The sequence below is a fragment of the Bacillus cereus genome (assembly GCF_002564555.1).
Taxonomy (GTDB): domain Bacteria; phylum Bacillota; class Bacilli; order Bacillales; family Bacillaceae_G; genus Bacillus_A; species Bacillus_A cereus_K.
The window spans coordinates 50,838-66,074 of record NZ_NUVD01000103.1; the positions used below are offsets into that span (position 1 = coordinate 50,838).

A 15,237-nucleotide genomic window follows, 5' to 3' on the forward strand; every position below is an offset into this window, starting at 1 on the left:
TACGTGTGGGAATCTACCTCACTTAAACAACAGTTTTTGAACCGCCATGTTCAGCATATGAAACATACGTTTAAATTTCAATAGAAAAATTATTTTGAAAACGTTTTTATAAGAAAAATATTAGAAACATAGAAAAAGACAGAGTGTTCTCTGCCTTAAAAAGCTTATGTTGCCTTTATAACATATTTAGAAAGCATCCACAAGTTAAAGCCAACTGAAATCGTATAGCCAGCGTATGTTGAAATGATAAAACTTACATAATCAAAATATGGAAGCAGTACAATATTTAAAAGTATCTTCACAATAATTCCAATTACTAACCCTAATACTGTTTTCTGCTGCTGATTTATTCCTTGTAGCATTGCTGCCGTTACTGTAAAGAGAGAAAATAGTATACAAGCAGGAGCATAATACTGTAAAATGATACTCCCCATCTCCGGATCATTTCCGGCACCAAATAAAAGAGTATATACTGGCTTTGCTAACAACATCATCCCAATTGCCGCTGGTACCGTAATCCCTACTACTAATACATTTGTTCTTGTAAAATGTTTATACAATAGCTTCGTATTTCCGGCTGTATAAGCTTTCGTCATCTCCGGTACGAGAGACATGCTAAAAGCAGTCGCAACAGAAACTGGAATAAGCACAACCATTTGAACTAAGCCGATAATCGCATTAATCTTTTCTGCTTCTCCTTGCATATATCCGATTTCTATTAGTAGTTTATTAATTGTAAATGTATCAATCGTCTGATACAACGGAATCGCTAAACCGACTACAACAAACGGTATTGAATATGTAAAGAGCTCCTTATACAACGAGAAAAAAGATTTCGTCGTTTGTGGTATACTTGCTATCTCTTTTTTCTTTAAGTGTCTTCTTCTTTTTATATAATACGCACTTAATACACTTAATCCGCCTATAGCCCCCATAAATGCACCAAACGTGGAAATACCAACTGCTAATGAAACAGAAGCTTCTAAAACATATAAAACGACAAAGCTTCCTATCAAAATGGTTAGGACCCGAAAAAATTGCTCTACAACTACACTGAGCGCAGAAGGTCCCATCGATTGAAATCCTTGAAAGAATCCCCTTAATAAGCTCATTACTGGTACAAGTATTAATGCAAAACTTACAATTTGAATGTTATGAGTTACAGCCGTTACACTATTCCCTGTTTGATCATTTCCATCAATCACAAATTCAGCTAAATATGGAGCTAACAAATAAAGTGTAAAACATGAGATAACTCCCATTAAAAGCATAAAAACCATACCACTCTTTAGCACTCTTTTAACCGTATGATAGTCATTCAGTTGATCGTATTTTGATACCATCTTTGAAACAGCGAGTGGTAATCCCATCGTTGCAATACTGAGCATAATCGTATATGGACGATATGCATATGTGTATAACACATACCCACTCGTACCGACCATAGCTGTAAAAGGTATAACATATATAAATCCTAACATTTTAGATATCATCGTTGCCATCGTTAAAAATATCGTTCCACGTATAAACGGCGACCCTTTCATCACATTCCCCCGCTACGTCTTATTATTACACATTATGGACAACTCTCTTTTTTTAGAACTGAAACATATAAAAAAAGCCAATGAATCATCATTGACTTTAACGAGTAGTTTTTTTCTTTTTCAAATACTTTAAACCGAAGTAAAGAGCAATAAAAAGAACAGCTCCTATAATTATGTAATGTGTGTAATCAGATGCATATTCTTTAATATGTCTCCAATTTCCACCAAGCTTTTCACCTAAGTAAATAAATAGTATTGACCATGGAATAATCGCAACTACTGTATACAGTGTGAATAGTCTTAACGGCATCTTAGCTAACCCTGCTGGAATAGAGATTGCATGACGTACAACCGGAATGAAACGTGCAGAAAATATTACTCCCGCTCCATAACGTTTAAACCAATTTTCAGCTATGTCTAAATGATGTTTATTAATAAGCAGATATTTTCCATATTTCTCTACAACTGGACGTCCTCCGTAGTACCCGAGCCAGTATAAAAAGATTTGAGCTAAAGTACCACCGATTGTTCCAGCAATAACTGCACCGACAAAGCTAATTTTACCATTTGCTACTAAAAAACCAGCATAAGAAAGTACAATTTCACTTGGAATAATTTCAATCATTAAACCTAGTGCTATCCCAAAGTACCCTAAGCTCGCAAAGAATTGCAATAACTGATCTATTATGTTTGCTAACATTTTCTTTTCTATCTCCTTTTTTCTTTACATATCATCCCATTATCACATAAAGGTTGCAATCTGCCAATATCTTCATTACAACAATATGTATAGCAACGCTAATCTATTAGTTTTTCTTTCTGTGGATCTTTCATGTAGGCAAACATTTCTTTAATTTGCTCTTCAGTATTTCTAGCAATTGATAAATCTGGCAATTCATCCTCACCAAAAAACTCTATTTCTTCTGTTTCAATACTAACTTTCTTTTCCCCTCCAACAATCTTACAGCCAATAAAAATCTTATATACATGTGTTGCTGATGGAGATGGTTGATGTTTTTCTTTATCGAATATAGCCAGTAATCTAAAGTGATCTACCTCATATCCTGTCTCTTCTAAAACTTCTTTAGTAGCAACTTCTGTTGGAGTATAACCAACATCAGCCCATCCACCTGGTAATGCCCATTTCCCATCACTTTTTTCTTTCACAAATAATAATTTCTCATTTTGAAATACTACCGCTCGAATATCAACTTTAGGTGTTTGATAGCCTGTCTCACTTGCAAATAATTTCTCTACGACTTCCCAATCTGTTTTTGTGTAATGTGACATCATTGAAATTGAAATATCCCTTAATTGTTGGAAACGCTCTATATCATACACATCCTTGGAATACGTTAACCCTGCCTGGGCTATAGATTGTATTTGCTTTACCCAATCAATCCATTTAATCGTCATCTCTACACACCCTATTCTCTATCAAATAAATACCATTTTACTATTTTTGGTATATCTCTATTATACAAAAAAAGAGATTGATAATGTTTCAATCTCTTTCAAAATTAATCCAATTCATTAAGATGCTCTTCTATATATTTTCTTCTTTTATTTATATATTGAAAAATCATCTCAGCCTCTTGATCAAATGTTTCTAATTTTTCTTTCATATATGGATCTTGTAGTAAATACGGACGAATCGATTCACACATTCCTTCTACTTTCGGCCTCATAAATGAAACTGTAAATTGTTCTTCTAATATTTCTTCTAAAATACTTCGATATTGCTTTCTAAATACAGGTATATCTAACAGCCTTGCACTTAACGTGTTATACCCTTGAATGCGAATATATTCATGATTAAGCGGTCTCCCTTGTACATCTCGCCCCCAAGTCGCATCATAATCCCACGGTATAACTTCAAATAAATTTGTTTCATCGTTATGATATAGTGCATAGTTATGAACGAAACCATCAAAGTTTTGCGTAAAAATAACTCCAGCTAACCATCGTAAATATTTATCTACATGTAGATACTTCCCAATTTCTTTTTCATAATCCTCCCTCGACAAAGTATTCGCTTGAAATACAAATTCACTCAGTTGTTCTTCACTATTTTCATTGGAATATTTAAACTCATACCCTGCAAAGAGCTCTGTCTTAACATCTTTGTCTCTCTCACTCATTAAAGAAAAATTCGCATCATCATCGATCGCATAATAAATAGAACCACTCGGTAATCCTCTACTTTTTAAGAAGTTTTCATCAACTGATTCTAACTGTAAATATACCCCTTGAATTTGACCATTAATTTTTACAAATACATGTTGTGACTTTGGTGAAAGTACGCCAATATCATGAAAAAAATCTAATGATAGTTTATTACGTATAAGAGACGGATCCATAAATTCAGAGTTTAAATGAAATTCCTTGACCCCTTGAAATCTTTTCGGCTTATAAAATTGAACATGATAAGACTTTTTCTCAAATTCGCGAATATGAGCACCACGGTAAACAATATCAATGTCATACTTCTTTTTTCCATATGTTAACTTTGCTGGCACTGGACTATCTGACCAAATGTCTTTTTTTAATTCCACTACGTACATTGGATGAATAAAAAAATCATATGAAGGCAGCATATTTTCTCATCCCTTCTCAGTTCTCTTCATTCAATGTATGCACCACGCCTTGTCCATACATCCGCTATCATCCATTTATATAAAATTACACTCTTGTCCTGTTCAGAAAGAAACCGTATCTCATATCATGTTAAGGAAAAAGAATACCTTTTCACTTTAATTCATGATAAGGAGGATTTCTATGAAACGTGATATTAGAAAAGCTGTTGAAGAAATCAAAAGTGCAGGGATGGAGGATTTCTTACACCAAGATCCAAGTACTTTTGAGTGCGATGATGATAAATTCTCTCATCATCGATGTACAACTGGGTGTAAATGTACAACAGGACGTAAATGTACAACAGGGAATAAATGTACAACAGGGCGTAAATGTCCAAGAACAAGATGTACTCGCGTAAAACATTGTACTTTCGTTACAAAATGTACTCATGTAAAAAAATGGACATTTGTTACAAAATGTACTCGTGTACGCGTTCAAAAATGGACATTCGTTACGAAGGTTACTCGTAGAAAAGAATGCGTTATAGTTACAAAACGTACTCGCGTGAAACATTGCACTTTCGTTACAAAATGCGTACGCTTTGAAAAGAAATGTTTCTGGACTAAACGATGTTTCTGTAAGAAATGCGAATTCTTCCCTCACCGAAACGGTCACCATTGCGATGATTCATGTGATCATGGTAAGGACTGTCACGATTGCAGACATAAATTCTCATCTTGCAAAAATAAGAAATTCGATCACTTCTGGTATAAAAAACGTAATTGCTAGTTTTTATACCCACAAAAAAGGCCGTTTTGCGGCCTTTTTTACTTTTCCTGAAAATGACTTATATCTGCAAATTGTTTTACTTCACCACAATCGTCATCAAACTCAATCACACTAAGACTAGCGCTATGCATAAACGGATCATCCCATACATTTGCAATTTCAATACCCGCAAAATGTCCTACAAGTAATTTTGTCGCTGCCGCATGAGAAACAATTAATATATTTTCTCCTTTATGCTTTTCTAAAAGAAGCTGTATCCCCTCAATTACTCTTTTATAAACGGCCTCAAAATTTTCTCCTGACGTTGACTGAAACAGATGTGGCTCATACCAAAATAATTGTATTTCTTCTGGATATTGCCTTTCTATTTCATCGATTGTTTGTCCTTCCCATATTCCCATGTTAATTTCATAAAAATGCTCATCCGCTATTATCGGTATATCACGTTCGCCCTTTATTAACTCGGCAGTATGGAGTGTTCTTTCACTCGGACTACTATAGATCGCATCAATCGATAAATTTTTCATTCGATCCCCTAGTTGTTTCGCTTGTAACATACCATTTTCAGTTAAAGCTGAATTTTGCCGCCCCTGCATTCGCTTCGCTACATTCCATTCTGTTTCACCGTGCCTTGTTACATATACAGTTGTTTTCATCCCTTATTCCCCCTTACCATTTTGGCCGTAATTCCCACGGCTCTACTCTGCCTACAACCCATTCCCCACATTTATTTTCAATTCCTTTTATTACCCCCTCAGCTATCTCTTCATGAGTAAGCCATCTTCCGTATGTATCTTCTAAAATAAAACCTAATATAATTCTATGATAACTACATCTTGTACCACCTATTTTTTGTGCAATTATACGCGATGCTTTACTGCCTAAAATATGAAATAAATTGTATGTTGTAGGCGAAAGTTCTAGCTCTGTGCAGATGAGTGATAATGCATGCTTTGCACTTGAATGTATCCATGCGACAACTAATGTTATTAGACCATTTCTCTCAATTGTACCTTTAATAGCTAACTTTACATCGTCATCATTATGATAATCTAACGAAAGGCATGTAATATTTTCTGGTGCAGAACTCGCTCGCTTAACACTTTCTAATTTCACTTCATCTCGTCCAATAATAGAAACATGGAATCCTTGTTCACAAAGCCATATAGATACTTTTTTTAACATTCCTGTTCCGCCAATTACAAGTGCATGCAATGATTATTCCTCCTTAGTAAAATGTCATATGAGGTTTCTCATCCCTATAATAATTTATACGGTCTTGTAGCGTCCCTGAATGAAACTCGAATTTGTGACCATCAGGATCAACAAAATATATAGACTCACAATCTCTCACATCACGTTCTCTTCCTTGTAAAATATGAACATCATTTTCTTCTAATCGCTGTATCAAGCGTTCAAAGTCTTCTTGTTCAACAGAAAACGCAATGTGCGTATAAGATTGATGAATCTCATTTCTCGGAATATGTACCTCTTCATTAAGTGCTATCCATACTCCACATATATTAAAATATGCAAGTTTTCTCCCTTTAACTAATAATTCTCCTTCTAGTACTTTTTCATAGAACATTATAGAGTTTTCTAAATTGGATACTGAAAAACAAAGATGATTAATTCCTTTCAACACGTAACGTTCCTCCTTAAACAGATAAAAGATGAGTGAAAATTCACTCATCTTTTATTATACTATTTTTTTGTAATATATGCCCATTTATAACTGAAGTCCCCACCAAACGTGTGATTAGCAATACCTTTTACATACGGCTTCTCTAAATAAGCGGTACTTTGTTGGTACGTAGGAGAAATTGCAGCATCTTGACCAATTAAGATTTTTTCAGCCTCCGCAAGTGCTTTCCAGCGTGCTGCATCATCTTTTAATAGTTCTCCTTTTGATTTCGCTACTAAATCATCATACTTCGGATTAGAATAATCCATTTCATTAAATGAGCTTCCAGTAACGAACATATCGATATAAGTCATTGGATCTGGATAATCTGGACTCCATGCAGATAATGAGAATTCATATTCAAATTTCTTTTCTAAATCTAGCTTCTGCTTATATGGTTGTTGTTTCAAATTCACTTTAATACCAGGTAAGTTTTTCTCTAGTTCTTCTTTAATGAAGTCGCCTACTTTTTTACGGCTACCGTTGTCATCATTTAGTAATTCTACTGTAATTGTATCTTGACCAAGCTCTTTCTTCGCTTCTTCCCATAATTTTTTTGCTTTCGCTGCATTATCTTTACTATCGCGGAAGTTTTTATTTACAGAACGGAAGTCTTTCCCATCTGGTCCTGTCGTAAATTTCTCAGGTACTAAGAAATACGCTGGCAATGATCCATCATTCAAAATAACATCCGCAATTCCTTTTTTATCATATGCTAAATCAATTGCTTCACGAACCTTTTGGTTTTTAAATGTTTCATTTTTTTGATTAAAGCGTAAGAAATACATACGCGGGTCTAACTTCGTTTTAAATTCCTCTGGTTTATTCTTTTTATATTTATCAACAAACTCAGAGCTTAAAATAACACGGTCTGCTTGATCACTGTCATATAAATTCACTCCAGTGCTCGTTTCCTTCACTATACTTACATTAATTTCTTGTAATTTCACAGTATCTTTATCCCAATAATTTGGGTTTTTCTTTAACTGATAACTTTGTTCATGTTTCCATTCGCTCATTGTAAATGGTCCATTGTATAATAATTTATCTGCTTCTAATCCGTATTTATCTCCTTGTTCTTTCACATACTTTTCATTTAACGGGAAGAACGTAGGGAACGAAGTAAGCTCAAGGAAATAAGGTGCTGGTTGCTCTAATTCTACTACCAACGTTTTATCATCCTTCGCTTTAACACCTAATTGATCTGACGGTAATTCCCCTTTATTTACTTTCTGTGCATTTTTCACATCAAATAAAATGAATGCATATTCTGCTGCTATTGCTTTGTCTAGTGTACGTTGCCATGCATAGACAAAATCTTGCGCTCGAACGTGATCGCCATTTGACCACTTCGCATCACGTAATTCAAATGTATATGTCTTTTTATCTTCACTAATCTTCACATCTTTTGCCATACCTGGCGTTGGTTTATTATCTTTATCTAGACGATATAAACCTTCCATTGCATTTACAAATACACGGAAAGATACAGAATCTGTTGATTTAGATGTATCCATTGAAGGAATTTCAGCTGTTTCTAGTAAATTTAATACTTGTTTATCTGCCACTCCCTTATCTGATTCTTTCTTTGTTGTGGAAGCCTTCTCCCCATTCCCACATCCCGCAACCAATACACTAGTCGATAACGCAAGTGCAGCAAGCGTTGTTACCTTCCTCTTCATTCTTCCTTCCCCCAATCTATATGTATAAATGAAAACCTGTATAATACATATCATTATACAAAAAATTCTGACTATTTTAAATATTTTTTTGATAAAAAAAGAAAAAAGCGCTCAGAAATCACTTTCCATCCGCTTTTTTTGTATAGCATTCACTTGTAATCCATCCTCTATGTCGAATGGGTTTTGAATTTTAAATATATCGTCCATCATCTTCAAAAACTCTTCTTCATTTTTAGATTCACCGTTAATCGTAAATGAGTATGGCTCAACTTCACCTAATTTATAATCAACAACAAATTGAATCGTTACCTTTTGTTTGGACATCCCGGCGCTATATCCTTGGAATTCTACTAATTCTAATCCTTCCGTCCCGCGATAATATATCCAGCCTGAATTTTGAAAATAATTTTCGAACGATTCACCAATTGAAAAGAAAGGATATTCATAAAGCGAACTTGTACGAACTTTTTGAATAATATCTCGATCAGTTGGAAAAAAGAAATGACTGAAGAAAATACTAGCAACTGCTAATATAGTAACGATTGTCGCTCCCATTTTACTCGTTCCACCACTATCACGAATGAGATAATTTTCAACCGCTTCCTCTTTAATTCCCCGTGCTTTTATTCGGTATATACGCCTTTCTGCAAATTGATAGTATAATCCATTTGCAAAAATCGCCATTCCAAATAGAATAAAAATGAGTAATAAAAACGTGAGAGGTACCATATTAATAATCGGTAACGCTACGTTGAATCCCATATAATAAGAAAACGCATCACATGCTACTAATAGCAGCAAAAATAAAACGGCAGGTAAATAATACTTACGATATCCAAGCCAACCTACATTAAAAATAGCAGCCCAACCATTCCAACTCCACCTTGCAATTCGCTTATTCTCTATATCCCATTTTCTTTTGTAATATGGATATTGCCTTCCTACATATTCTTGTAATTCTTTATCTATTAGCGAGCTTCCTTCACCTTGTTCATTGTGCAAGGTTCGCTGACAACTTGCACAGTTTAACTGATCATTCTCGCAAGGTTGCCCACAATTTATACATTTCAAAACAATCCCTCTTTCCTACCATACTTCATTTCAAAATACCTTCGTGCTTTAACAACCACTCTTTCCTCCATAAACCACCCGCATACCCAACAAGCTTTCCACTCTTTCCTATTACACGGTGGCACGGAACGATTATTGAAATTGGATTACGACTATTCGCTCCTCCTATCGCTCGTACAGCTTTCGTATTTCCAACCTTCTCTGCAATATCTAAATATGAAGCACTTACGCCATACGGAATAGTATAGAGTGCATTCCATACATTTTTTTGGAAGAGTGTTCCCTTCGCAGACAATGGTACAGTAAACTCTTTTCTTTTTCCTTTAAAATATTCATCCAGCTCATTTATACATTGATCTATCATTTCATTTGTATTTGCTTCTTGGCGTTCATCAACAAATATAACAGACGTAATTCCTTCTTCGTTCGCTGTAATTTCCAGCAAACCTAATTCACTTTCATAATATGCCTGATACATATGTCATCCTCCAATTCAATTCATTTCATATTAATCATTGTAACACGAATAGACAAAATTTTTCGTATAAGCGTTTTATAAGCGAAACAAAAAAGAGAATGATACAATGTAAAAAAATTCAACATCAATAAATAAAACCGAGAAGTCATTCTTCTCGGTTTTATTTATTCTATCGTTGTAATTTCATTTGAATTATAAATATGGATACCCGATTCTTCTCGCAGCGCAGTTATATACATCCCTTTTGCCACATCTTTAGCAGATATAGGTTTATATTTTTTAAAAGCACCTTTAAATATAAAAGGAACAATACGAGATAACTTTTCAGCCATTCGTTCACCAAAGCGAAATTCTTGTCGATTTCCTACTAATAATGATGGCCTAAAAATGTGAATACCACCGATTACTAACTTTTGCAATTCCTCTTCCATTTTCCCCTTTACTTGTGAATAAAAGAAAAACGATTTAGGATTTGCTCCCATTGAAGACACAACAAGGAAGTTTTGCACCCCTTGTTTTTCAGCTAAACAAGCCGCACGTAACGTATATTCATAATCTACTTTTTTGAAATTCGCCTTTGTTTTTGCTTTTTTTATTGTTGTTCCTAGGCAACTAAAAACATCATCTACAGCAAAAAACTCTTTATATTCCTCTAATACCGAAAAATCCACTTGTTTTTGCTGTAATTTCTCATGTTGCCATTGCATTGGTTCTCTTACAAAAATAGTAACCGAATCGTAGTAATCTGATTCAAGTAATAGACGCGTTATCTCTTGCCCAACTAACCCACTTGCACCAAGTACTAACGCTGTTCGTTTAATCATATATGCATATACCTCTTATTTTACTTTTCTCTCCTTAAGCACAATACAACTTTTAGGAGTTTCCTGTTCTTATTTTACCATAAGTAAAGCACTATGCGTACGCATAGTGCTTTACTTACTCTTTTTTCTCCTCTTTCTCTGGCAGTTTCGTTATTGTTGATGCATTCCCTAAATTACTTATTAATCTTCTTAAAAAGATTAAAACGAAAGATAATGGCAATACTACCGCTAATATCAATAAGATAGCTTCCATTAAGTACCCCAAACACTCATCCCCCTCTTTACCCTCCTTTCAAATATATGAACACAGCGTTGTCATATATGCATGCATTCGCAAAAATAATACATCTATATTTGAAAACTTTATAACAAAATTAAATCGGAATGATTATTATTTATTGCAACTTTATTAAAGATGTATTATACTAAGTTCGCAAACTAAAACGTAATTATTCCGTTTTGTATTAAAATGATATTTTTCTTCTATAATTGGGGAAAATATATCCGTAAAAAAGAAAAGAGGAGAACTTCATGCCTAAAAGATTGACTATATTTTCATTCTTACTTATTTTCACTTTAGTTTTTGCTGGCTGTTCAAATAAAAAAGAAGATACTGCCAAGAAAGATGGAAAGCTAACTGTTTATACAACTATTTTCCCACTTGCTGATTTCGCCAAGAAAATCGGTGGAGACTATGTAAATGTTGAAGCAATTTACCCGCCTGGTGCAGATTCACATACATTTGAACCAAGTCAAAAACAAACAGTACAAGTTGCAAAAGCAGATTTATTCGTTTATAACGGTGCTGAATTAGAACCATTTGCTGAAAAAATGGAAAAAACATTACAAAAAGAAAATGTTAAAATTGTAAATGCAACTAAAGGTATCGAACTGCGTGCCTCTACTGAAGAAGAACATCACGATCATGGAGATGGCCATAAAGAAGATGAACAGCATCACGATAAAGACCCACACGTTTGGCTAGATCCTACTCTAGCAATGAAACAGGCAGAAAAAATTAAAAATGCACTTGTGGAATTACAACCTGAGCATAAACAAGAGTTCGAAAAAAACTTTGCAGCACTTCAAACAAAATTTACTGATTTAGACGATCAGTTTAAAGCAGCTGTAGCAAATGCAAAAACAAAAGAAATTCTAGTTTCTCATGCTGCTTATGGTTACTGGGAACAACGCTATGGTTTGAAACAGATTCCTATCGCTGGAATTTCAGCATCTGATGAACCATCTCAAAAACAGCTTGCTGACATTACAAAAACAGTAAAAGAGCATAACTTAAAATATATTTTATTTGAAACCTTCTCTACTCCAAAAGTAGCATCCGTTATTCAAAAAGAAACAGGTACAACAGTTTTACGCTTAAATCACCTGGCTACTATTTCTGAAGATGATGCTAAGAATAATAAAGATTACTTCACTTTAATGGAAGAAAACGTGAATACATTGAAAGAAGCTACTAGCTAATCAACTTTTGATAAGAAGCTGAATATGACATTCAGCTTCTTTTTTATGTGCTTCTGCTTGACTTGACCAAAATAACAAGTAAAATTATCCATATTAGCTTTTAAGCTATATTAATTTAGAAGGTGAGTTGGAACTATGAATCTTCACATTTGTGAAGTAACAGAAAAAAATTGGCGTTCAGTAGCTGCTTTAAACGTCGCAAAAGACCAGCAGCAATTTATTGAAAGTAATGCGTTTTCTTTAGCAGAATCATTATATGAAGGAAACGGGACGTCAATAGGTTTATATGATGGAGAAACACTTGTAGGTTATGCAATGTATGGATGGTATCGGAAAGAGCATGAAAGCGTATGGTTAGATCGTTTTATGCTTGATCAACAATATCAAGGAAAAGGATACGCAAAACGTTTCCTTCGCTTACTCATTCAATTCTTACAAGAAAAATTTGATTGTAAAATAATTTATTTAAGTTTACATCCAGACAACAAACACGCAATGGGACTATATGAGTCATTCGGCTTCCGTTTAAACGGGGATATTGATGACGAGGGTCCAGTTGTAGGTGTTGTAATGGAATTACTAATAGATGAAAATACAAGCCTGTGAAAACAGGCTTTTTATTATACATTTATCAATGTTATATTTTCTATTTTTAGTTTCTTTCCCTTATGTGCTTCTTTGCTGGAATCTAGCATTATCTCAATGAAATGCTCATTCGATTGAATTAAATGAATCACTTGATTTTTTAAACGGATAATTATTTCTTTGTCCTCATTTGTAACATCTGAGAACAGACATCCAATAATGTTCCGATCTTCATTTGTTACTTCTCCATGCAATTTCACCGCAACAATTCCCGTGACACCCTCTTCTATACTATTTGGATACATATATTTCTCCATATATTCTCTGCTCTTTTGATCTTTCATTTGTTGTAGGAAAAATTGAAACGGCATCCCTTTCATCGGCTGTATATATGCATTTTTCCATGGCATTGTTTTCTTAAATAAATTAAAAAACCACCTAAATTGCAATGGTTCTGGTTTTGTAACTTTAATTCCATCACTGATCATTTTTTCATACACATCATCTATATTTTCAACATCAATTGCTAATCCGATAAGCCCTCTATGGCCATCATTATATTTCCGAACCCATTCTTGTACCCAGCCTCCTCCGTCTTTCGTTTTTACCCTTACTAATTCTAAATATTCTTTTCCAATCCATATGTTAGATACTTTAAATCCTTTTGTTCCCTTTCCCCATTTAGGAACATATGGTAATCCAGTAGACTGTACATTTTTAATTATTTCCTTATTTTCTTGAATTTCCTTATTCACATTTACAACAAGATGATCGATTTTCATATGCTTCCCACCATATTTTTAGTTTTTTAATAGTTTTTCTAACTTATGAATGAATCGAAGTTGCATCTCACATTGTTCATACATATTTTCGAAAATAAGTTTCACATACACTGGCGCATTATCTTTCAGTCTTTCTCCTTTCCTCATTTCTTCATAAGTAACGCGTATTTCACTTTTCTGCTCTTCTAAAGCCTCTAACATCTCTTCCCTCATGCTCTCTTCTTCTGAAAGGAAAGTTAACGCTGTATATAGGTGTTTTGGAAACACAACTGATGATTTTTGAAGCGACTCCTTTAGTAGCCTTTTAAATTCTTGACTTCCCTTTTCTGTAATACAATATATCGTTTTCGAACGTTTACCAGTCATTTCAATTGCTTTTACTCGAATTAATTCTTCTTTTGTCATTTTTTTCAGCGCGTGGTATATAGACGCTGGAAAAACCTCTGCCCATTTACTACTTTGCACCATATCTAGAGCCTGTTGTATTTCATAACCAGATAACGAATCACTTTTAATAAGTAACCCAAGAACCATTAGACGCATTTCTTCTCGCACCCCCTTTGAAAATACTAAATTTTTAGTATTTTTAACCATTTTAATACAAATTCCAATAATTAGTAAACAAAAAAATAAGCCTGCAATTACGCAGACTTATTTCACACACTCCCCAAAATGTTCCTGGAACCATTCTTTATTAATATCTTTTCCGATGAAAACTACTTCACTTACTCGCTCTTCTCCCTCTTGCCATTCTCTATCGTACGAAGCTGCAAACAATGTATGTACACCTTGGAACACAATGCGTTTATCTACTCCATCTATCGATAAAATCCCTTTGTAACGATATAAATATTCGCCTAGCTCTTGAACGACAGCTGACATCCACTCATTAAGCTTTTGTAAATCTAACGGACGCTCTTCACGTAATACAAATGATTTTACGCCTTCCAGATGGTTATGTTCTTTATGAGGGTAAATTTGTAACGTATCTTTCGTTTTAAATGTTTGAATTTGTAGCAATGATGCGATATCTACCTCACAGTTAGTCGTCTCTATTAATTTTGCAGTTGGATTAATTCCTTGCAGTTCATGCAGAAGATTTTCCTTTTCACTTTCGTCAATTAAATCTAATTTATTCACTAAAACGACATCTGCAAACGCAATTTGTTCCTTTGCTTCTAGCCCTTTTTCAAAATGTTTATGTATATGGTAACTATCTACTACTGTTACAACACCGTTAATTTGGTATGCAGATTGAATTACTGGATCTAAAAAGAATGTTTGAATAATCGGTCCTGGATTTGCAAGTCCAGTCGTTTCAATTACTAAGCCATCAAAGTCCATTTTCCCTTCTGCTTTTACGTCCAGTAATTGTTTTAACGCAACGAGTAAATCTTCACGTACAGTACAGCATAGACAACCGTTTGTCATTTCCATAATTTCTTCTTCAACATTCATAATCAACTGATTATCAATACCAATTTGCCCTATTTCATTTACAATCACCGCTAATTTTTTTCCGTGCTCTTCTGATAAAATGCGATTTAATAATGTCGTTTTCCCAGATCCAAGAAAACCAGTTAATATTGTTACTGGAATCATTTCGTACCTCTCCTTATAGCTATATGTTTCTTCATTATAGCATATAGAGAAAATCGTTTTTGTAGCAAAACATATTTATTGTATGTACGCCCCCGTAACTATATAATAATACGTAGCAAGAAAGCCTTTTCAAAATA

The 15,237-nt window shown here is 34.1% G+C and carries 17 protein-coding genes and 1 pseudogene; 3 read left to right on the top strand and 15 right to left on the bottom strand.

The annotated features are described in order from the left end of the window. Positions 1 to 164 precede the first annotated feature (164 nt). From COI75_RS23145 to cotH, 4 genes are all read right to left on the bottom strand, one after another. On the bottom strand, positions 165 to 1,544 hold the full coding sequence (locus COI75_RS23145) for a putative polysaccharide biosynthesis protein (protein ID WP_000678851.1): 1,380 nt from the start codon (positions 1,542 to 1,544) through the stop codon (positions 165 to 167). Between the two features lie 97 nt (positions 1,545 to 1,641). Continuing rightward, the gene (locus COI75_RS23150; protein ID WP_000880687.1) at positions 1,642 to 2,244 is read right to left on the bottom strand and encodes a DedA family protein; all 603 of its coding nucleotides are present in this window, start codon (positions 2,242 to 2,244) and stop codon (positions 1,642 to 1,644) included. 98 nt (positions 2,245 to 2,342) lie between these two features. Further along, positions 2,343 to 2,960, bottom strand: coding sequence for an NUDIX hydrolase N-terminal domain-containing protein (locus tag COI75_RS23155; RefSeq protein WP_000153588.1), 618 nt, complete (start codon positions 2,958 to 2,960; stop codon positions 2,343 to 2,345). Between the two features lie 104 nt (positions 2,961 to 3,064). Continuing rightward, on the bottom strand, positions 3,065 to 4,141 hold the full coding sequence (gene cotH / locus COI75_RS23160) for a spore coat protein CotH (protein WP_000937994.1): 1,077 nt from the start codon (positions 4,139 to 4,141) through the stop codon (positions 3,065 to 3,067). 181 nt (positions 4,142 to 4,322) lie between these two features. On the opposite strand from cotH, the gene exsB reads away from it, so the two are divergent. After that, positions 4,323 to 4,910, top strand: a complete 588-nt coding sequence (gene exsB / locus COI75_RS23165; RefSeq protein ID WP_002095707.1) for an exosporium protein ExsB — start codon at positions 4,323 to 4,325, stop codon at positions 4,908 to 4,910. Between the two features lie 38 nt (positions 4,911 to 4,948). On the opposite strand, the gene COI75_RS23170 is transcribed toward exsB, so the two are convergent. The 8 genes and pseudogenes from COI75_RS23170 to COI75_RS27045 all read right to left on the bottom strand — a co-directional run bounded on the left by COI75_RS23170 (position 4,949) and on the right by COI75_RS27045 (position 10,914). Beyond that, positions 4,949 to 5,566 carry a phosphoserine phosphatase 1 gene (locus COI75_RS23170; RefSeq protein WP_000859198.1) on the bottom strand — a complete coding sequence of 206 codons (618 nt, stop codon included), beginning with the start codon at positions 5,564 to 5,566 and terminating at the stop codon, positions 4,949 to 4,951. Between the two features lie 13 nt (positions 5,567 to 5,579). After that, entirely contained in the window at positions 5,580 to 6,125 is a 546-nt protein-coding gene (locus tag COI75_RS23175; RefSeq protein ID WP_000543105.1) for a short-chain dehydrogenase, read from the bottom strand. A 13-nt stretch (positions 6,126 to 6,138) separates the two neighbouring features. Further along, positions 6,139 to 6,555 (bottom strand): FosBx1 family fosfomycin resistance bacillithiol transferase, encoded by a 417-nt coding sequence (fosB, locus tag COI75_RS23180; RefSeq protein WP_000911704.1) that lies wholly within the window; start codon positions 6,553 to 6,555, stop codon positions 6,139 to 6,141. Positions 6,556 to 6,614: 59 nt separating this feature from the next. Then, complete coding sequence (locus COI75_RS23185) at positions 6,615 to 8,276, bottom strand: peptide ABC transporter substrate-binding protein (protein WP_000824552.1); 1,662 nt, start codon at positions 8,274 to 8,276, stop codon at positions 6,615 to 6,617. Between the two features lie 71 nt (positions 8,277 to 8,347). Continuing rightward, positions 8,348 to 9,347, bottom strand: a pseudogene (locus COI75_RS23190) (DUF2628 domain-containing protein). A 25-nt stretch (positions 9,348 to 9,372) separates the two neighbouring features. Further along, the gene (locus COI75_RS23195) at positions 9,373 to 9,825 is read right to left on the bottom strand and encodes a methylated-DNA--[protein]-cysteine S-methyltransferase (protein WP_000283901.1); all 453 of its coding nucleotides are present in this window, start codon (positions 9,823 to 9,825) and stop codon (positions 9,373 to 9,375) included. Positions 9,826 to 9,989: 164 nt separating this feature from the next. Next, entirely contained in the window at positions 9,990 to 10,649 is a 660-nt protein-coding gene (locus tag COI75_RS23200) for an oxidoreductase (protein ID WP_000596070.1), read from the bottom strand. 115 nt (positions 10,650 to 10,764) lie between these two features. Next, positions 10,765 to 10,914: a hypothetical protein gene (locus COI75_RS27045; protein WP_000540934.1), complete on the bottom strand. Its 150-nt coding sequence runs from the start codon at positions 10,912 to 10,914 to the stop codon at positions 10,765 to 10,767. A 266-nt stretch (positions 10,915 to 11,180) separates the two neighbouring features. On the opposite strand from COI75_RS27045, the gene COI75_RS23210 reads away from it, so the two are divergent. Beyond that, on the top strand, positions 11,181 to 12,131 hold the full coding sequence (locus COI75_RS23210) for a metal ABC transporter substrate-binding protein (RefSeq protein WP_001126180.1): 951 nt from the start codon (positions 11,181 to 11,183) through the stop codon (positions 12,129 to 12,131). A 135-nt stretch (positions 12,132 to 12,266) separates the two neighbouring features. Next, positions 12,267 to 12,737, top strand: a complete 471-nt coding sequence (locus COI75_RS23215) for a GNAT family N-acetyltransferase (protein WP_001048686.1) — start codon at positions 12,267 to 12,269, stop codon at positions 12,735 to 12,737. A gap of 14 nt (positions 12,738 to 12,751) precedes the next feature. Here COI75_RS23215 and COI75_RS23220 read toward each other — a convergent pair whose 3' ends face one another. From COI75_RS23220 to COI75_RS23230, 3 genes are all read right to left on the bottom strand, one after another. Further along, a complete protein-coding gene (locus COI75_RS23220; RefSeq protein WP_000686856.1) occupies positions 12,752 to 13,498 on the bottom strand; it encodes a VOC family protein in 747 nt (248 codons plus the stop codon). An 18-nt stretch (positions 13,499 to 13,516) separates the two neighbouring features. Then, positions 13,517 to 14,041, bottom strand: coding sequence for a PadR family transcriptional regulator (locus COI75_RS23225; protein WP_001238738.1), 525 nt, complete (start codon positions 14,039 to 14,041; stop codon positions 13,517 to 13,519). 108 nt (positions 14,042 to 14,149) lie between these two features. Further along, a complete protein-coding gene (locus COI75_RS23230; protein WP_000613415.1) occupies positions 14,150 to 15,100 on the bottom strand; it encodes a CobW family GTP-binding protein in 951 nt (316 codons plus the stop codon). Positions 15,101 to 15,237 lie beyond the last annotated feature (137 nt).